Genomic DNA, 18688 nt, shown 5'->3' with positions numbered 1-18688 from the left:
GCGTTCGGCGTAGGCCGTTCGCTACATGGCGTCGAAACCGCGGTTAAATTCCGCCGGCAGATAGTCCGCCGCTATACGCGGCGGTGGTACTCGGTAGCGGTTTAATTCATCCCAGGTGAGTAGGGAATAATAGTCGCGAATATTGCGAACATAGCGCACGGCTTCGTCTCCTCTGGCGTAGCCGTAGCGAGTTGGCTTAAACCATTTTCGTTGCCGTAGTAGGGGCAGGTTTTCGCGGACATCATTCCATAAATTCGGATTGCCGCCATTTTTCTCCGTAATAACGCGCCCATCTTCAACGTGACCTAAACCAATATTATATGCTGCCAAGGCGAACCAGCTGCGGTCAGCGGGTTCTATCCCGCTGGGTAGTCGGCTTAGCATTTTTTTGTAGTAGCGCGCGCCGCCTCTTAGACTTTGCATTGGATCGAGCCGATCATCCACACCCAGTTCTTCGGCAGTGGCTCGGGTGAGCATCATCATGCCTCTAACCCCGGTTGGGGATCGGGCGTGAGCATCCCAGTGGGACTCCTGGTAGCTAATAGCGGCAAGCAGCCGCCAGTCCAGATCGTATTCAATCGCCACTTGTTCAATCATGCCTTTTACTTCAGGGAGGCGCTCATCCTTGAGTTGTAAGAAAGTGTGAGTGTTGACGAAAGTGCGGCGTTCATTAAACGTGAAGTGGCGTTCGATCAGCCGGGCGAGTTTACCGTTGTCCGTTATGATTTTAAAAAAGTCGGCAATGGCTTTGGTTAGGCCTGCGTTGCCGGGTGTGGCTTGGATCGCCCAAGCCAGCTTGCGAGGTTTGCCGGCACTAAAACCGATGCGAAAACTTGGGTAAAACGCGCGGTTTGCATAAAACTCATTTGAATTGATAATAGTGGCATCGATTTGACCGTCGGCGAGTTGCTCAAGGAGATCAATCGTTTCTAAATCTCGGCTTTCAGCCCAGCTTAGCGCCGGAAGAGACTCTTTTAACTCATTAAGTAAGTTGACGTGTGCAGTGTTGCCTAAAACCCTAATTTGTTTGCCGACTAAGGCTTCTGGTGTTTTTATCGGCTCGTTCAAATCGCGGTTGTAGATAAAAAACTGTTTGATACTCAGGTAGCTGGGGCCAAAAATAAGTGATTCTTGGCGTTCGGTGGTAATGCTGAGACCGGCTGCGGCAATATCCGCGCTACCATTCACCAATCCATCAAATACTTCGTCCAGCCCGACCACGGGAATCATTTCTAGCTCGACGCCTAGGTGTTCGGCAAAAGCTTGGGCTAATTGGTATTCAAAGCCTGCGGGTGCGCCTTGGCTTTCGTAATACGTGGTGGCGCCATTGCGAGTTAATACACGTAATACACCGTCTTTACGAATTTGTTGGAGCTTGTCACTACTCTCGCTGCAGTGAGTGAAAAGGCCGACAAATAGCATCGACAGCAGGGCGCGCAGCAGAAATTGTCGTGGTTTGGGGCAATCTAGCAAGTGTGCTGCTCCGTTAAACTGGGGGGCAATTGTATCGCTTAGCGATTGATCACACCATAAAGAGTATTTGGGATAAAATTTTGCGCGTATTTCCTTTACAATGGCCGGCTTCAATCCATTCGATCAAGGTTGTCGCCCCGAATGCTCATTATTCCAGGTGCTCCGGCGCTTTCAGATTTTCGTATAGCTAAATTAGTGGCCAGTTTGTCAGGTGAAATTTCCAGCCTGCGCGGACTTAGTGCTCAATATATTCACTTGGTCGATACCGCCGTGGCGCTGGATAGCGAGCGCACCGCGGTACTAAGCCAACTCTTACAGTATGGGCCACGCGCCGCATTTGTAGAGGGGGACGGCCTAAGTTTCTTTGTGGTCCCGCGGCCCGGAACTATTTCGCCTTGGTCTAGTAAGGCCAGTGATATCGCCCGCAACTGCGGTCTTGATATGATTAGTCGTGTTGAGCGGGGTGTCTTATATCGCGTAGACCTATCTGCACCACTTCAGGATGCAGAGCGCGAAATCTTGCTGGCAGCAATTCACGACCGAATGGTTGAGTCGGTTTTGAGCGGCCCAGACGAAGCGCAAGTTTTGTTTAGTCGCCAGGCGCCCAAACCTTTAGAGGCAGTCGACGTACTTAGTGGCGGGCGCAACGCTTTAGTTGCCGCGAATAGTGAGTTGGGTCTCGCCTTGGCTGAAGATGAGATCGACTACCTGCTTGAAAGCTTCCTGCAATTGGGGCGCAATCCTAGCGATGTTGAATTAATGATGTTCGCGCAGGCGAACTCGGAACATTGCCGCCATAAGATCTTCAATGCCGATTGGACCATTGATGGTGAAGCGCAATCCCACTCTTTGTTTGGCATGATTAAAAACACCTACAAGCTCGGCGGCGAAGACGTGTTGAGTGCCTACTCAGACAATGCGGCGGTAGTGAAAGGGCATCGTGCTGGCCGTTTTTACCCGGAGCCAGGCAGCGCGGAATACAAATACCACGAGGAAGATATCCACTTACTAATGAAGGTGGAAACCCATAATCATCCAACGGCGATTTCACCATTTTCCGGTGCGGGTACCGGTTCTGGTGGCGAGATTCGTGACGAGGGTGCAGTAGGTCGTGGCTCTAAGCCTAAGGTTGGACTTTCTGGTTTCAGCGTATCTAATTTGCGCGTTCCTGGTTACGAGCAGCCTTGGGAAGCGGACTACGGCAAGCCGGGACGGATCGTTTCGGCCTTGGATATTATGTTAGAAGGCCCAATTGGCGGTGCGGCCTTTAACAATGAATTTGGTCGTCCAAATCTCTGCGGTTACTTCCGCAGTTTTGAAGAAAACGCCCTCGGTGCCAATGGTGAAGAGCGTCGCGGATACCACAAGCCAATAATGATTGCGGGCGGTTACGGCAATGTTAAAGCAGAGCATGTGCTGAAAACTGAATTCCCAGCCGGTTACAAATTGATCGCGCTGGGCGGCCCAGCGATGTTAATCGGCTTGGGCGGTGGCGCGGCGTCATCAATGAGCAGCGGTGCGTCGACCGAAGATCTTGATTTTGCCTCGGTGCAGCGTCAGAACCCAGAGATGGAACGTCGTTGCCAGGAAGTGATTGACCGCTGTTGGGCCATGGGCGAAAGCAATCCGATTGCCTTCATACACGATGTTGGCGCTGGCGGTTTGTCGAACGCCTTCCCTGAATTAGTGAAGGACGGTGGTTGCGGCGGTGACTTTGAACTGCGTAAAGTGCCGAACGACGAGCCGGGCATGTCGCCGCTGGAAATTTGGTGTAATGAGTCGCAAGAACGTTACGTTATGGCGATTGCACCAAAAGATCTGCCGGTGTTTGAAGAAATTTGTGCGCGGGAGCGCGCAGCTTATGCGGTTGTTGGCGAGTCAACGAGCGATAAACGCTTGCGTCTAGGTGATACTCATTTCGACAATAATCCCGTTGATTTGCCAATGTCGATTCTGTTTGGCAAACCGCCGAAGATGAGCCGGGAGTTTAATCGTCAAAAGTTGAGTTTGCCGAGTTTTGATCCTGCAACGATTAACGTTGCTGAGGCCTTAGATCGCTTGCTTGCCTTACCGACAATCGCGAGCAAAAGCTTTTTGATTACGATTGGTGACCGCTCGATTACGGGCCAAGTGCATCGGGACCAAATGGTCGGCCCTTGGCAGGTCCCCGTGGCAGATTGTGCAGTAACCACCGTGAGTTACGACTCCTACGCGGGTGAAGCAATGGCCATGGGAGAGCGTACGCCTTTGGCATTAATAAACGGTCCGGCATCCGGGCGCATGGCGGTAGCCGAGGCGATTACCAATATCTCGGCCACGCGGATTGAAAAACTTTCAGACATTAAACTTTCGGCCAACTGGATGTGTGCAGCCGGTTACGGCGGTGAAGATGAAGTGTTATTTGATACGGTGAAGGCAGTCGGCATGGAGTTTTGTCCAGCGCTGGGTATCACTATCCCGGTTGGCAAAGATTCGATGTCAATGCGCACTACTTGGCGTGATGCCGAAGCCGACAAATCAATTACGGCGCCCATGTCCTTAATCATTACGGCGTTTAGTCCGGTTAACGATGTGCGCAAAACAGTCACTCCGCAATTGCGTACCGACCTAGGTGATACCGCATTATTGCTTGTTGATCTTGGCGCCGGTAAGCAGCGCCTTGGCGCTTCTTGTCTAGCACAGGTGTACCAGCAAATTGGCAATACCGCGCCGGATATAGATGATCCGAAGCTACTGTCTGGGTTTTTTAACGCTATCCAGCAATTACTAGAAGATGAAAAAATTATTGCTTACCACGATCGTTCTGATGGCGGTACGGCTATTACCTTGTTGGAAATGGCTTTCGCTGGCCACTGCGGTTTAGATATTGATCTTGGATCCGTCGGTACGGTTAATGGCGCCCTGTTTGCTGAGGAGGCCGGAGCGGTAGTGCAGGTTAAGGTGAGTGATCTTAACGAGGTAATGGCGATATTTGCTGAGCATGGACTGAGTGATCTTGTTCAAAATATCGGTAATGCGGTAGCCGGCAATGACGTGCAGATTCGCTTTTCTGGCAGCGAGGTTATACGTGGTCAGCGCTTAGAGCTGCATCGTAAATGGCAGGAGCTTAGCTACCGCATACAAGCGTTACGTGATAATTCGGAATGCGCGCAACAGGAATTTGATTCTCTTGTTGATGCTGATCCAGGTTTAAGTAGCAGGCTTAGTTTTGATGCGCAGCAAGATATTGCTGCGCCATTTATTAAAACGGGTGTGCGGCCACGTGTTGCAATCTTGCGTGAGCAGGGTGTGAACGGCCAAATGGAAATGGCAGCAGCGTTTGACCGCGCCGGGTTTAGCGCGGTTGATGTACATATGAGCGATATTCTCAGTGGTCGCGTTAGTCTTGCTGATTTCAAAGGCTTAGCTGCCTGCGGTGGGTTCTCCTACGGTGATGTACTTGGTGCCGGCGAAGGTTGGGCAAAAACAATATTGTTTAATGCCCGTGCTAGAGATGAATTTGCCGCGTATTTTCAGCGCGGTGATACTTTTGCGCTAGGTGTGTGTAACGGCTGTCAGATGATGTCGAATTTGCATTCGCTGATTCCCGGGGCTGAATTTTGGCCGCGTTTTGTGCGCAATCGCTCAGAACAGTTCGAGGCGCGTGTTGCACAGCTTGAAATTCCAGAATCACCCTCCATATTACTGGCGGGTATGGCGGGATCGCATTTGCCGGTGGCGATTGCTCATGGTGAAGGGCGGGCGGAGTTTGTGAATTCCGAGCAGCTTGGTAATTTACAGCAGTCTGGTAAAGTTGCCCTGCAATATATCGATAATCATCTGTCGGTGACCGAGCAATATCCGGCTAATCCGAATGGTTCTCCGGCGGGGATTGCCGGGGCTTGCAGTGCAGATGGTCGGGTAACGATTCTGATGCCGCACCCTGAGCGGGTTTTCCGGACGGTGCAGAACTCGTGGATAGCAGATAACTCGGTGGAAGACAGCGGCTGGATGCGCTTATTCCGTAATGCTCGGGTATGGCTTGGTTAAGCTGAATGACAAGAAGGCCGGTTTTTACCGGCTTTTTTCTAGGTGTTTTGGTTTGGGATGTTAGGGGTGTGTCGCCCAGTGTTAAACGGACACCGTCGTAACAGGCGGTTTTGGTGGAATTACAATGTTGAATAAATATCCGCTCTGGAAAAACCTGCTGATTGTGGCGGTTCTAGGCTTAGGGTTGCTTTATGCGATCCCCAATCTTTATAGGGCAGATCCTGCACTGCAGATTTCTGGGGAAAGTAGTGGTGTTGTTATAGATCAGGCGCAGATGGAGCGTTTGTCAGCTGCCTTGAGTGCCAGTGGTATCGAGCATTTTGGCGAAAAGGCCAATGAGTCAGGCAAAAGTGGATTGATCCGTTTGTATGACACAGAAGTTCAGCTTCGCGCCCAGCGCGTGGTGCAGCGGAGTTTGGGTGATGGCTTTATTGTTGCGCTGAATTTGGCGTCAAATACGCCTGAATGGTTGAGTAACCTCGGTGCGCAGGCCATGAAGCTTGGTTTAGACCTGAGTGGTGGCGTGCATTTCTTGCTAGAAGTCGATACTGATTCTGCGATTGCTACTCGTCTTGAACATTACAACTCGGGCATAAAGAAGAAGCTGCGTGAAGAGGGCGTGCGTGGTTTTGTTAGCTTGGGCGATGATGGTGTAATTACCGGTAAATTTACCTCTGAGGAATTGCGAGATTCCGCATTGAGTATTATTCGAAAAGAATTTACTGAGCTGACGGGGCAGCGCGTGGATTCACCAGCGGGTGACAGTGCGTTTTACGTTAGTGCCTTAATTAGTGAAGCCAAGCGTAAGGAAATTGAAGATTACGCGGTAGGCCAAAACTTAACGACCCTGCGCAATCGCGTGAATGAACTCGGTGTGTCTGAGCCGTTGGTGCAGCGCCAAGGGCGCAATCGCATTGTGGTTGAATTGCCTGGTATCCAAGATACTGCGGAAGCCAAGCGTATTTTGGGTAAAACCGCGAATCTTGATTTCAGATTAGAAGCCCGTTACGACGCGCCAAGCTCAGACCGGGAGCAGTTTGAATTTCGTAATCCGGGGCAGGGTGAACCGAGCGCGTGGTTAGAGCGTGATGTTGTTATTACTGGTGAGCGAGTGGCGAATGCCCAAGCCAGTTTTGACCAAAATGGTATGCCTCAGGTGAGTATTACCCTTGATAGCGAGGGCGGTACATTGATGCATAGAATGACTCGCCACAACATCAATCGTCGTTTAGGCGTTTTGTTTATTGAACGGAAGAGTCGGACTCACTATGAAATGGGGGCTGACGGAACGGAGCAGATCGTCAAGGTGCCTTATGATGAAAAGAAAATTATTAGTCTAGCTACCATCAAAGATGCCTTGGGTGTGCAATTCCGGATTACCGGTTTAGATGCGCCAGGTGAGGCCGCAGAATTGTCTTTGCTGTTGCGCGCAGGCGCATTGGCGGCGCCGATCGACTTTGTTGAAGAGCGCACGGTTGGGCCCTCCTTGGGTGCAGAAAATATTGCCCAAGGTTTTAATGCAGTGAAAATTGGCCTAGGGATGGTCGCCGTATTTATGGTGGTTTACTACCGGGTATTTGGCATTATCGCCGTCGCCGCGCTGGGCTTTAATATTGTGTTGCTTACCGCTTGCATGTCCATGCTCGGTGCAACGCTCACCTTACCCGGTATTGCGGGTATCGTTTTAACCGTCGGTATGGCTGTTGATGCCAATGTGCTGATTTTCTCCCGAATTAGAGAGGAGATAAAGGCGGGTATGTCGGTGCAGCATGCGATTGAGGCGGGCTATGGTCGCGCTTTCGTCACTATCATGGACTCGAATATAACCACTTTGTTGGTGGCGGTGATTTTATATGCGGTCGGTACTGGTCCAGTGCGTGGCTTCGCGGTGACCTTGTCGCTGGGGATCATTACCTCCATGTTTACTGCGATCATGGGTACACGAGCTATTGTGAATATGCTTTACGGCGGTCGTCGCGTCACTAAGCTGGCGATCTAGGGGAAACATATGTCTGAGAACACGAAAATTATTGATTTTATGGGCTTGCGAAAGCTTGCCTCCATGCTTTCTATCGGCCTTGTTTTGGTTTCTGTTGGTTTACTTGCCTTTAAAGGGCTGAATTTTGGCTTGGATTTTACCGGCGGCACCTTAATCGAGGTGATTTACGAAGAGCCCGTCGCCTTACCCAAAGTGCGGGATCAGCTTAAAGTTGCTGGCTACGATAATGCGGTGGTGGTGAATTTTGGCTCCGATACGGATGTGTTAGTACGCCTTCCTCAAGGTATGAGTCCGACCTTGGGCGAAGCGGTTTTGAAAGTGCTGAAAGCCGGAACTAGCGGTGAAATAGATTTGCGCCGCATTGAATTTGTGGGCCCGCAAGTGGGTGAGGAGCTTCGGGAGCAGGGCGGCTTAGCCGTATTGTTGGCGTTGGTCGTGGTGCTGATCTATGTTGCGATGCGCTTCCAAATTAAGTTTTCACTGGGTGCGGTAGCGGCTTTGGGTCATGATGTCATCATAACCTTAGGTGTGTTTGCGTTGGTCGGCTGGGATTTCGATCTCACAGTATTGGCGGCCGTTCTTGCGGTTATCGGTTACTCCTTGAATGACTCTATCGTTGTTGCTGACCGGATTCGTGAAAACCTGCGTAAATTACGCAAGCATGATGCCGTTGAAGTTATTAACATCTCGCTTACTGAAACCCTCGATCGTACGTTGGTGACTTCGGGTACAACATTATTGGTATTGATCGCCTTGGCGGTAGTTGGCGGCGAAATGATACACAGCTTCGCTCTCGCATTACTCGTCGGTATAGGCGTGGGCACCTATTCGTCAATTTACATTGTGGCGAGTATGTTGGTAAGTATGAATATCAGTCAGGATGATTTGATTGTGCAGGAGAAGGAAGGGGCAGAGGTAGATGATTTGCCTTAAGTTGAGCCCGACGTCTGGGGTCTGACGTCGGAAGAGAAGGCAGTCGGGCGTCTGGGGTCAGACGTAAAAAAAGCGCATTTGATGCGCTTTTTTTACAACAGACACATCGTGTCTATGCTTTTGATCTTACGTCAGACACCCGAGTCCAGACGTCCGACTAATCCCTATCGCAATTTCTCTAAATGCGGGCGCACTGCCTGCAGCAAGCCTTTTAAGCACTTAGGGTTGGCAGCGACAATATTGCCACTTTCAAAGTAATTACCACCGCCACTAAAATCACTGACTAAGCCGCCGGCTTCGCGTACAAGCAGAATACCTGCAGCAATATCCCATTTACTTAAACCGATTTCCCAGAAGCCGTCGAGGCGTCCGGCTGCGACGTAGGCAAGATCGAGGGAGGCTGCACCGGCGCGGCGAATGCCCGCAGTTTCAGCGGCTACGCCTTCAAGGCTGGCCATATAAGCGGGTAAATGCTGAGCGTTGTGGGCTTTGAAGGGAATGCCGGTACCGATCAGGGCGCCTTCCAAGCTTGGGTTCATGGTAACCCGAACGCGACGGCCATTTAATTGGGCGCCACGACCACGGCTAGCGGTGAATTCTTCGCGTCGAATAGGGTCAAGAATCACTGCGTGTTCAATTTGACCTTGGAATACACAGGCAATAGAGATCGCGAAGTGGGGGATACCGCGCACAAAGTTGGTCGTGCCGTCGATGGGGTCGATAATCCACTGGTAATCGCTGTCGGGATTGCCAGAGGTGCCGGACTCTTCGCCCAGAAACCCGTGTTCGGGATAGGCTTTTTGCAGGTGGTAAATTATTTCCTGCTCAGCCTTGCGGTCGATTTCGGTGACAAAATCGTTTTCGCCCTTGGACTCAATTTGGACTCGATCGAGTTGTTCTGAGGCGCGTGATATGAGGTCTCCCGCCTTGCGGGCGGCGCGCAATGCGATATTCAGCATGGGTTGCATAGTACTAAGGCCTTGAATGTGCAAGCAATTGGAGGCGCATTATAACAGAGAGTCGGCGCCCTACGGAGGCCTAATTTCATTGTTTCGTTATGTCCTTCCTGTTAGACTGACGTCCCATCTCAAGGGGCAAAGAAGCACCGCTTTTTCCAGCCCTATATCTTATCGCACTATCAAAAAGGCATGACATGGCGCGTTTTATATTCGTCACCGGCGGTGTTGTTTCGTCTCTCGGTAAAGGCATCGCTTCAGCTTCGCTGGGCGCTATTCTAGAGGCCCGTGGCCTCAAAGTGACCATGTTGAAACTGGATCCCTATATTAATGTGGATCCGGGTACCATGAGTCCATTTCAGCATGGCGAGGTATTTGTTACCGAAGACGGCGCTGAAACTGACCTCGATCTAGGTCATTACGAGCGGTTTGTACGCGCCAAAATGGCCAAAGGTAATAATTTTACCGCTGGGCGCGTGTATGAGACAGTTTTGCGCAAAGAGCGTCGGGGTGACTACCTCGGCGGTACGGTCCAGGTTATTCCCCATATTACTGATGAAATTAAGCGCCGGGTATTAGCCGGCGCTGGTGATGCTGATATCGCGATTGTCGAAATTGGTGGCACGGTTGGTGACATTGAAGGTCTGCCGTTCTTTGAAGCTGCGCGGCAGTTAAAGGTTGAATTGGGTGCCAAGCGGTCAATGCTTATGCACCTTACTTTAGTACCGTATATCGCGACTGCTGGCGAAACCAAGACTAAGCCGACTCAGCACTCGGTGAAAGAGCTGCGCTCTATCGGATTACAGCCAGATATTCTGCTTTGTCGCTCAGATCATGAGATAGACCAAAGCAGCCGCCATAAAATCGCTTTGTTTACCAATGTCGAATCCCGAGCGGTTATTCCATTGCGCGATGTTGATTCCATTTACCGGATTCCCTCATTATTGGCGGCCGAAGGCCTAGACGAGCTTGTTGTTGAACGCTTTGGTTTGGATTGCCCGCCAGCGGACCTAACAGAGTGGGATACCGTTATTGAGGGCGACTTGCATCAAGACCAGACCGTGACAATCGCCATGGTTGGTAAGTACATGGAGCTTCTTGATGCCTATAAGTCGCTCAACGAAGCGCTGAAACATGCAGGCATTCACAGTCGCACCAAGGTTGCTGTGCGCTATATAGATTCAGAAACGATCGAGAAAGATGGCTTAGGTGTACTCGATGGCGTTGACGGTATTCTGGTTCCTGGTGGCTTCGGTAACCGTGGGGTGGAAGGTAAAATTCTCACCGTACAGTACGCAAGAGAAAACAAAATTCCTTACCTTGGCATCTGCCTAGGTATGCAGGTTGCCGTTATTGAGTTTGCCCGCAATGTGCTGGGTATTAGCGGCGCCAATAGCACCGAATTCGATGAGAAATGCAGCGATCCCGTAATTGGTCTAATCACTGAGTGGGTAACGGCAGAAGGCGGCGTTGAACAGCGCAATGAAGATACCGACCTCGGCGGCAGCATGCGTTTAGGCGCGCAACAGTGCCACCTTGTTGAAGGTTCTGCGGTAAATGCTGTTTACGGTAGCGAGCTGATTACTGAGCGTCACCGTCATCGCTATGAAGTAAACAATAAATACGTGGAGAACATGCAGGCGCATGGCCTGAAAGTGGGTGGCTGGTCAGCCGACAAGAGCTTAGTAGAGGTCGTCGAGATACCTGATCACCCTTGGTTTATCGCTTGTCAATTCCACCCCGAATTTACTTCTACACCGCGCGACGGTCATCCTTTGTTTAGTGGTTTTGTTAACGCGGCGTATGCCCACAGTAAAGCTTAGTAGCTACTGCGCTGCTGCAGTGTGGCTTAGACAGACTTAGGATTTAGGGAAACGTAAATGAAAGATAAAGTAGTGAACGTCGCTGGCATTGATGTCGCGAACGATAAGCCCTTTGTACTATTCGGCGGCATGAATGTTCTCGAATCTCGCGATATGGCCATGGCAGTTGCTGAAAAATACGTGACTGTCTGTGCTGAACTGGGCATTCCCTACGTTTTTAAAGCGTCGTTCGATAAGGCCAATCGATCCTCTGTTCACTCCTACCGCGGTCCGGGTATGGAAGAGGGGCTGCGGATTTTCCAGGAAATTAAGCAGACATTTAATATTCCTGTAATTACTGATGTTCATGAAATTCATCAGGCAGGTCCAGTGGCAGAAGTCTGTGATGTTATTCAGTTGCCGGCATTTTTGGCCAGACAAACAGACTTGGTCGCGGCAATGGCGGCAACCGATGCGGTTATTAATATTAAAAAGCCGCAGTTTTTAAGCCCTGGGCAAATGAAAAACATAGTCGAAAAATTTGCGGAATGCGGTAACGATAAAATTATATTGTGCGAGCGTGGCAGTAACTTTGGCTACGACAATCTTGTCGTAGATATGCTTGGGTTTAAAATTATGCGGGATGTCAGTGGCGGTGCGCCGCTGATTTTTGATGTCACCCACGCGCTGCAATGTCGTGATCCGATGGGCGCGGCATCTGGCGGACGTCGCAATCAAGTTGCTGAGCTCGGGCGCTCAGGCATGGCACTTGGGATCGCTGGACTATTCCTTGAAGCACATCCTAACCCCGATCAAGCTAAATGCGATGGCCCGAGTGCCTTGCCATTATCGGCTCTCAAGGGCTTTTTAGAACACATGAAGGCAGTGGATGACGTTGTGAAGTCCCTGCCTGTACTCGATATTCAATAGATCTATTCACTATAGCAACACTGACATGGAGAAGACTCAGATGACAGAGATTGTCGACATTAAGGCGTATGAAATCCTAGATTCTCGCGGTAACCCTACCGTTGAAGCGGATGTAGTACTGGCATCAGGCGCAGTCGGCAGCGCTTGTGCGCCCTCTGGCGCATCGACCGGATCTCGTGAAGCCCTCGAATTACGTGATGGCGACGCAAACCGTTATTTAGGTAAGGGCGTCTTGAAAGCTGTTGCGAATATTAATACCACGATTCGCGATTTACTATTAGGTATGGACGCTGAAGACCAACGCGCGATAGACAATGCGATGATCGCCGCTGACGGCACTGAAACTAAATCCAACCTAGGCGCTAATGCTATTTTGGCAGTATCGCTGGCTGCGGCCAAAGCAGTGGCAATTGAGAAGGGCATTCCATTATATCAGCGAATTGCGCAAATAAATGGCACGGAAGGTCAGTACTCTATGCCGGTACCAATGATGAATATCATCAATGGTGGCGAGCACGCTGACAATAATGTCGATATTCAAGAATTCATGATTCAGCCTGTTGGTGCGCCAACTTTTGCTGAAGCCCTGCGTCAGGGTGCAGAGATTTTCCACTCTCTGAAAAAAGTGCTAGTCGCTCGTGGTTTAAGCACTTCAGTTGGTGACGAGGGCGGTTTTGCTCCGAATCTACCGTCGAATGAAGCGGCTCTAGAGGCGATCGCTGAAGCTGTTGCCAATGCCGGTTACGAACTGGGTAAAGATATTACCTTGGCACTGGATTGCGCGTCTTCTGAGTTTTACAAAAACGGCAAGTATGTATTGAGCGGCGAAGGTAAAGAATTCGATGCCGAAGGCTTCGCGAGCTACTTAGACGAGCTGAGCCAGAAATACCCGATTATCTCCATTGAAGATGGCATGGACGAAAGTGATTGGGATGGTTGGGCGACATTAACACGTAAAGTTGGCGATCGTGTTCAGTTGGTTGGTGACGATTTATTTGTAACCAACACTAAAATATTGAAGCGTGGTATCGACAATAAGATTGCTAACTCTATTCTGATTAAATTCAATCAGATTGGGTCGCTGAGCGAAACTTTAGACGCGATTAAAATGGCTAAAGACGCTGGCTATACTGCCGTTATTTCACATCGTTCAGGTGAAACTGAAGATACCACTATTGCCGATTTGGCCGTGGCGACTTCTGCCGGTCAAATTAAAACCGGTTCGCTATGTCGTTCCGACCGTGTCGCGAAATACAATCGCTTGTTGCGCATAGAAGCTGAATTGGGCGCGGTTTACCGTGGTCGCGACGAATTTCGTGCTTGATCTACGCGGGGCAGCGTAAGTTGCCCTTCGATTTGACGCCGTGGACATATGGATTGGTATGGGTATAAGTGAGAAGGCAGCACCATGACGCGCCGGCGATTGCTTTTATTACTGCTGGTCATCTTGGTTGGTCTGCAATTTAGATTGTGGACCGGCACGGGAAGCTGGGAGCAAATTACCAGCCTACGGCGTGATATCGTCCAGCAGAAAAAGGTTAATGAGAATTTGAACCTGCGCAATGAGCGACTTTACGGTGAAGTGCGCAGTTTGAAGAATGACCTCGACAGCATAGAAGAACGCGCCCGCAACGATATGGGCCTTATTAAAAGCAATGAGACGTTTTATCTCATTGTTGAAGAATAGCTGGAATATAATAATAACTTGATACTCACAAGACAGCGGCACTATGGTTGAGCAAAAGGCAGCTGCTTCGCGGCTTTGGGCAGTTGTGCCTGCAGCGGGACTGGGCAGCCGTTTCGGCGCTCAACTTCCCAAACAATATATGTCTCTGGCCGGAAAAACCGTTATTGAACACAGTATTGCTGCGTTGTTGCGCTGCGACGAACTTAGCGGTGTGGTTGTTGCATTACACGTCGATGACAAAATTTTTAGCGGCCTTCCGTGTGCGAATAACGCCAAAGTAATGCAAATTGTCGGCGGCGCCGAACGTTCGGAGTCTGTTGAATTGGCTCTTGCTGGCTTGTCTGCAGCTGCTGACCAGGATTGGGTACTCGTGCACGATGCCGCTCGACCCTGCCTAAGCGATCAAGATATTCAAGCATTACTTCTCCGTGCTCGAGAGCATCCTGTGGGTGGGCTTTTGGCCGCGCGGGTGGTCGATACCGTGAAGCGCGCTAGCAGCCAAGGCGAGGCGGTGGCTACTGTAGACCGCAACGACCTTTGGCGGGCATTAACGCCGCAATTATTTCGCTATGGCGCGCTGCGGGATGCCTTAATTCACTGTCGGGAGCGCGGCTTGCCAGTAACTGATGAGGCGTCAGCGATGGAGTATATTGGCGGGCGACCGCTATTAGTCGAAGGCAGTCATCGTAACATTAAGATTACTTACCCTGATGACCTGACGATGGCAGCGTTTTTTTTGGCGGGAGGCGTAAATGTCTAAAATGCGTATTGGCCACGGTTACGATGTTCACTGCCTTGGTGAGGGCGAGGGGATACACCTTTGTGGTGTTTGGATACCTTGCTCGTACTGTTTAATAGCGCATTCTGATGGCGATGTTGCGCTACATGCGCTATGCGATGCCTTGTTAGGTGCGCTGGCACTGGGCGATATTGGTAAGCATTTTCCCGATACAGACCCTCGCTATAAAGGGGCTGACAGTGGCAAATTACTTGCGCATTGCTATCAGTTGATTCGCGTTGCGGGCTATCAACTGGCGAATGCAGACATCACAATCGCCGCGCAGACTCCTCGCCTCGCCGATTATATTCTTTTGATGCGTGAATCGATCGCGAAGCTCATCGCTGTTGATGTAAACCAGATTAGTGTGAAAGCGACTACCACGGAAAAACTCGGTTTTGTCGGCCGCAGTGAGGGTATCGCAGTGGACGCGGTGGTATTGCTGGAGCATAACGATGTTAACTGATTGGCCGCGCGCCTTGGGCGCCCCGCGGGTTAGTGGGGTGTTAAAAGCGCAGCCTGCAGATTTTGTCGTGGAAGAGGTTTTTCCTGTCGAATTTAGTGACGACGGGGAGTTTGATTGGCTGTGGATTGAAAAATGCGGCGATAACACTGAGTACGTGGCTCGACAATTGGCTCGCTTGGCGGGCGTGCAGCCGAAGGCGGTAAGTTACTCCGGCCAAAAAGATCGTCATGCCATTACCCGGCAGTGGTTTTGCGTGCACTTGCCCGGCAAGCACTTTCCTGAATGGGTCATCCCTGAATCGGAGTCTTGGAAAATATTGCGCAAGGGCCGGCATCGCCAAAAATTGCGCTTGGGTAGTCACCGCTACAATCATTTTACTATTCGCCTGCAGTCTCTCGACGGCGATGTGGATGATTTAAATAGCCGCTTGGCGCATATCCGTCAGGGTGTGCCGAATTACTTTGGCGAACAGCGTTTCGGCCGTGATGGTGGCAATATCCCCGCCTGTCGCCAGTGGTTTGCCCGCGAGATAAAACCTGGCCGCTTTGAGCGCAGTATGTATTTATCCGCGGCGCGATCTTTTCTGTTTAATGAGGTGCTGGGGCACCGTGTGCTCGACGGAAGTTGGAACGCTGGGTTAGACGGCGATATCTATACACTGCGTGACAGTGGGAGCGTTTTTAGCGCGGAGCGCAATGAAGAAACGCTCACCCGTTTATCCAGTGGCGACATTCAGCCGACTGGACCCTTGTATGGTAAAGCGGGACGCTTAATTGTGAGTGGCGCTGCGGCGTCTGCAGAGCAAGCGGTGTATATGGAGTTTCCTGAATTATGTGAGGGCTTGCTTAAGCACGGCTTAAGTATGGAGCGGCGGGCGTTGCGTTTGATTCCTCAGGATTTTCAGTGGCAGTTTACGGGTAATAAGTCGCTGGAGCTGAGCTTTTCCTTGCCTAGGGGCTGTTTCGCCACAGCGCTTGTGCGAGAATTAATCAGCTACCCACTGGCGAGTTAGGGCGGCATGAGAGCCGTTGTTTATTAGCGTTAATAGAGAAAACTGGGTGACAATCTTAAATTTACAAGGCATTGGGATGACTTCCCAGCGGACGAGAGATCGCTTAATCGAGCGCTTAACTGAGCGTGGGATTAGCGATAACACGGTTCTAAACGTCATTCGTGGCACACCACGGCATATTTTTTTAGATGAGGCCTTGTCGCATCGAGCTTACGAAGACAGTTCTTTGCCTATCGGTTTTCAGCAAACCTTGTCGCAGCCTTATATTGTTGCCCGGATGACGGAATTGTTATTGGCAAATGGCCCGCGGGACCGCGTATTGGAAGTGGGTACTGGCTCGGGCTACCAGACTGCGATTTTGGCGCAGCTGGTCGAGCGCGTATTTAGCGTAGAGCGTATTAGACCATTGCAAGAAAAGGCACGGCAGCGCTTGCGGCAATTAGGCTTGAATAATGTTCAGCTGCGCCATGCCGACGGCGGCATGGGTTGGAAGGATCGTGGTCCTTATGATGGTATTTTATCGACGGCAGCACCTGCCCAAGTGCCAGATGAGCTATTAGAGCAATTGGCGGTCGGTGGTCGCTTGGTCATTCCCATTGGTCCCCAAGGTAAGCAGCAAGCTCTCTATGTGTTTGACAAAACAGAAGAGGGGATCCAAGAGCAGATTATCGAACCGGTGTTGTTTGTGCCGCTACTTTCTGGTTTGTTGGCATAATCCTCCGAACGTCGTTATCGTAAATACTACTAAGGAAGCTTAATGAAGGGATTTTACCCGGCCGTATTTATTCGCGGAATGGCCATGGGTGCCGCAGATGTTGTTCCTGGTGTGTCTGGTGGTACAGTTGCATTTATAACGGGTATTTACGACGAATTGATTGAGAGTCTTAAATCCTGCAATATTCAAGCGCTACAACTTTTATTTAAATCTGGTCCGACTGCCTTTTGGCAGCACATTAACGGCGGTTTTTTGATGAGCCTTATGCTGGGTATCATTACCAGCGTATTGTCCTTGGCGCGAACGATCTCCTATGCGTTACATCACCACCCAGTGCCGCTAGCAGCGCTATTTTTTGGCTTGATACTCGCTTCGGCGCTTTTGGTTTACCGGCAGATTCCGCATGGCGGACGCCAAATGGTATGGCTATTGTGTGGTCTTGCCTTTGCTGTGTTAGTTGGTGAGATTCGCCCAGCAGAGATCGCCAGTACACCGATAAATTTATTTTTGTCAGGTGCCTTGGCAATTTGCGCAATGATTCTGCCTGGCATATCTGGTAGCTTTATATTACTGCTACTGGGAATGTATCAACCGGTTATCGACGCCGTTAAAAACTTGGATGCAATTTCCTTATTGAGTTTTGTAGCCGGTTGCGGGGTCGGTTTAATGCTATTCGTGCGAATATTGTCTTGGCTGATGCATCGCTTTCCTGCGCAATTATTAGCGAGTCTGAGCGGTATTTTAATTGGCTCCTTGAGTATTATTTGGCCATGGAAGTTAAATTCTGACGGCGCATTGCTGACGGAGTCATTGGCGCCGGGCTGGCAAAATGTGTCTCCCTGGGAGTACGGGCTACAAGCCGACGCGCAAATGGCAATTTCAGCTGTGTTAGCTGTCGCCGGAGTGCTTTTGGTGCTATTGATAGAACGAATTGCCAAAAAGGCCTGAGGTTTTTAAGACTATTTTTTTCTAATACCGAAAATTGAAAGGTCAAATTGTACTCAAAAGACGAGTTGGTAACGCTAAGCGCCGGCATTGCTCGTGACATTTTTTCAAAAAATTATTATCAATTTTAACGAAAGGATTTCAAAACGTGGATTATCGGTCCGTAACGCGATGACTAAATTTTGGCAAATTATCGGCTTTTATAGCTTAATTTGTGTCTTGGTTTCCTGCTCGACCAATGGCAGTTTTGCCCCTTCGTCTGATCGTTATAATCCCTCAGAAAGAACCCCTCCGTATTATATCGTTAGTGCCGGTGATACCTTGTTTTCTATCGCATGGCGTTATGGCTTCGGGCTTGAAGGGTTAGCACATGCTAACAGTATAGCGGCGCCGTACACTATTTACCCTGGTCAGGCGATTTTGCTGAAGGAGAATGATCAGCCCCATGCGGCGAAGGTTACGGCGGCGAAGCCTCGTGCAGTGGCACCCACAAGAAAGAGTGCTGATCTTCCCCCCAAAGCGACACCAGTCGCCGCTAAGCCAACAATAAAACCCACAGTACAAATTGCAAATGAGAGTTGGCGGTGGCCGGTTAACGGTCCAGTCGTTCGACCATTTGTGGCAAGTGGGCAGGCGCATAAAGGTATTGATATAAAAGGTAAAATGGGTGAGCCTGTGTATGCATCTAAAAGCGGTGAAGTGGTGTACGCAGGCAGTGGTTTAGTCGGTTATGGCAATCTACTGATACTGAAACATTCAGACCGTTTTTTAAGCGCCTACGGGCATAATCGACGTATTAAGGTAAAGGAGGGTGAAAAGGTAAAAGCGGGTCAGGCCATCGCGGAGTTGGGAGACAGCGGTACTGATTCAGTTAAATTGCATTTTGAAGTTCGTGTAAACGGAAAACCGGTTGATCCTTTAAGGCTGTTACCACGGCGCTGAAGTTATAGGAACCCAGGCAAC

15 protein-coding genes are annotated in these 18688 nt (G+C 50.3%); 13 read left to right on the top strand and 2 right to left on the bottom strand.

The genetic code is table 11. The features are described from left to right. Positions 1–21 precede the first annotated feature (21 nt). Positions 22–1473: a membrane-bound lytic murein transglycosylase MltF gene (gene mltF / locus ABD836_RS04685; RefSeq protein ID WP_344932827.1), complete on the bottom strand. Its 1452-nt coding sequence runs from the start codon at positions 1471–1473 to the stop codon at positions 22–24. A gap of 141 nt (positions 1474–1614) precedes the next feature. On the opposite strand from mltF, the gene purL reads away from it, so the two are divergent. The 3 genes from purL (at position 1615) to secF (ending at position 8434) form a co-directional block, all read left to right on the top strand. Beyond that, complete coding sequence (gene purL / locus ABD836_RS04680; protein ID WP_344932825.1) at positions 1615–5502, top strand: phosphoribosylformylglycinamidine synthase; 3888 nt, start codon at positions 1615–1617, stop codon at positions 5500–5502. 124 nt (positions 5503–5626) lie between these two features. After that, positions 5627–7501 carry a protein translocase subunit SecD gene (secD, locus tag ABD836_RS04675; RefSeq protein WP_344932822.1) on the top strand — a complete coding sequence of 625 codons (1875 nt, stop codon included), beginning with the start codon at positions 5627–5629 and terminating at the stop codon, positions 7499–7501. A 9-nt stretch (positions 7502–7510) separates the two neighbouring features. Continuing rightward, complete coding sequence (gene secF / locus ABD836_RS04670; protein WP_344932819.1) at positions 7511–8434, top strand: protein translocase subunit SecF; 924 nt, start codon at positions 7511–7513, stop codon at positions 8432–8434. 164 nt (positions 8435–8598) lie between these two features. Here secF and ABD836_RS04665 read toward each other — a convergent pair whose 3' ends face one another. Beyond that, positions 8599–9402 (bottom strand): inositol monophosphatase family protein, encoded by an 804-nt coding sequence (locus ABD836_RS04665; RefSeq protein WP_344932817.1) that lies wholly within the window; start codon positions 9400–9402, stop codon positions 8599–8601. Positions 9403–9587: 185 nt separating this feature from the next. Between ABD836_RS04665 and pyrG the strand changes: the two genes are divergently transcribed. The 10 genes from pyrG (at position 9588) to ABD836_RS04615 (ending at position 18667) form a co-directional block, all read left to right on the top strand. Further along, entirely contained in the window at positions 9588–11213 is a 1626-nt protein-coding gene (pyrG, locus tag ABD836_RS04660) for a CTP synthase (protein WP_344932814.1), read from the top strand. Between the two features lie 57 nt (positions 11214–11270). Then, positions 11271–12122, top strand: coding sequence for a 3-deoxy-8-phosphooctulonate synthase (gene kdsA, locus ABD836_RS04655; protein WP_344932812.1), 852 nt, complete (start codon positions 11271–11273; stop codon positions 12120–12122). A 40-nt stretch (positions 12123–12162) separates the two neighbouring features. Beyond that, positions 12163–13446 (top strand): phosphopyruvate hydratase, encoded by a 1284-nt coding sequence (eno, locus tag ABD836_RS04650; protein ID WP_344932810.1) that lies wholly within the window; start codon positions 12163–12165, stop codon positions 13444–13446. Positions 13447–13530: 84 nt separating this feature from the next. Further along, complete coding sequence (gene ftsB, locus ABD836_RS04645; protein WP_344932808.1) at positions 13531–13809, top strand: cell division protein FtsB; 279 nt, start codon at positions 13531–13533, stop codon at positions 13807–13809. Between the two features lie 43 nt (positions 13810–13852). Beyond that, positions 13853–14569 (top strand): 2-C-methyl-D-erythritol 4-phosphate cytidylyltransferase, encoded by a 717-nt coding sequence (gene ispD / locus ABD836_RS04640; RefSeq protein WP_344932806.1) that lies wholly within the window; start codon positions 13853–13855, stop codon positions 14567–14569. A gap of 1 nt (position 14570) precedes the next feature. Next, positions 14571–15053, top strand: coding sequence for a 2-C-methyl-D-erythritol 2,4-cyclodiphosphate synthase (gene ispF / locus ABD836_RS04635; protein WP_344933574.1), 483 nt, complete (start codon positions 14571–14573; stop codon positions 15051–15053). Continuing rightward, entirely contained in the window at positions 15043–16065 is a 1023-nt protein-coding gene (truD, locus tag ABD836_RS04630; protein ID WP_344932804.1) for a tRNA pseudouridine(13) synthase TruD, read from the top strand. Before ispF ends, truD begins: the two co-directional genes overlap by 11 nt. A 76-nt stretch (positions 16066–16141) precedes the next feature. Next, a complete protein-coding gene (locus tag ABD836_RS04625) occupies positions 16142–16780 on the top strand; it encodes a protein-L-isoaspartate(D-aspartate) O-methyltransferase (protein WP_344932802.1) in 639 nt (212 codons plus the stop codon). Between the two features lie 42 nt (positions 16781–16822). Continuing rightward, a complete protein-coding gene (locus ABD836_RS04620; protein ID WP_344932800.1) occupies positions 16823–17728 on the top strand; it encodes a DUF368 domain-containing protein in 906 nt (301 codons plus the stop codon). 93 nt (positions 17729–17821) lie between these two features. Next, entirely contained in the window at positions 17822–18667 is an 846-nt protein-coding gene (locus ABD836_RS04615; RefSeq protein ID WP_344932798.1) for a peptidoglycan DD-metalloendopeptidase family protein, read from the top strand. Positions 18668–18688: the final 21 nt, after the last annotated feature.

The organism is Zhongshania borealis (genome assembly GCF_039539625.1).
GTDB classification, from domain to species: domain Bacteria; phylum Pseudomonadota; class Gammaproteobacteria; order Pseudomonadales; family Spongiibacteraceae; genus Spongiibacter; species Spongiibacter borealis.
This window is presented reverse-complemented; position numbering and strand designations above follow the sequence as displayed.

What these genes read in the sequence shown, in the direction of transcription:
- ABD836_RS04665 (WP_344932817.1), bottom strand. Translation starts at nt 9,402, where the DNA reads ATGCAACCCATGCTGAATATCGCATTGCGCGCCGCCCGCAAGGCGGGA.
- secD (WP_344932822.1), top strand. Translation starts at nt 5,627, where the DNA reads ATGTTGAATAAATATCCGCTCTGGAAAAACCTGCTGATTGTGGCGGTT.
- ABD836_RS04620 (WP_344932800.1), top strand. Translation starts at nt 16,823, where the DNA reads ATGAAGGGATTTTACCCGGCCGTATTTATTCGCGGAATGGCCATGGGT.
- pyrG (WP_344932814.1), top strand. Translation starts at nt 9,588, where the DNA reads ATGGCGCGTTTTATATTCGTCACCGGCGGTGTTGTTTCGTCTCTCGGT.
- purL (WP_344932825.1), top strand. Translation starts at nt 1,615, where the DNA reads ATGCTCATTATTCCAGGTGCTCCGGCGCTTTCAGATTTTCGTATAGCT.
- ispD (WP_344932806.1), top strand. Translation starts at nt 13,853, where the DNA reads ATGGTTGAGCAAAAGGCAGCTGCTTCGCGGCTTTGGGCAGTTGTGCCT.
- secF (WP_344932819.1), top strand. Translation starts at nt 7,511, where the DNA reads ATGTCTGAGAACACGAAAATTATTGATTTTATGGGCTTGCGAAAGCTT.
- eno (WP_344932810.1), top strand. Translation starts at nt 12,163, where the DNA reads ATGACAGAGATTGTCGACATTAAGGCGTATGAAATCCTAGATTCTCGC.
- ispF (WP_344933574.1), top strand. Translation starts at nt 14,571, where the DNA reads ATGCGTATTGGCCACGGTTACGATGTTCACTGCCTTGGTGAGGGCGAG.
- truD (WP_344932804.1), top strand. Translation starts at nt 15,043, where the DNA reads ATGTTAACTGATTGGCCGCGCGCCTTGGGCGCCCCGCGGGTTAGTGGG.
- ABD836_RS04625 (WP_344932802.1), top strand. Translation starts at nt 16,142, where the DNA reads ATGACTTCCCAGCGGACGAGAGATCGCTTAATCGAGCGCTTAACTGAG.
- ftsB (WP_344932808.1), top strand. Translation starts at nt 13,531, where the DNA reads ATGACGCGCCGGCGATTGCTTTTATTACTGCTGGTCATCTTGGTTGGT.
- kdsA (WP_344932812.1), top strand. Translation starts at nt 11,271, where the DNA reads ATGAAAGATAAAGTAGTGAACGTCGCTGGCATTGATGTCGCGAACGAT.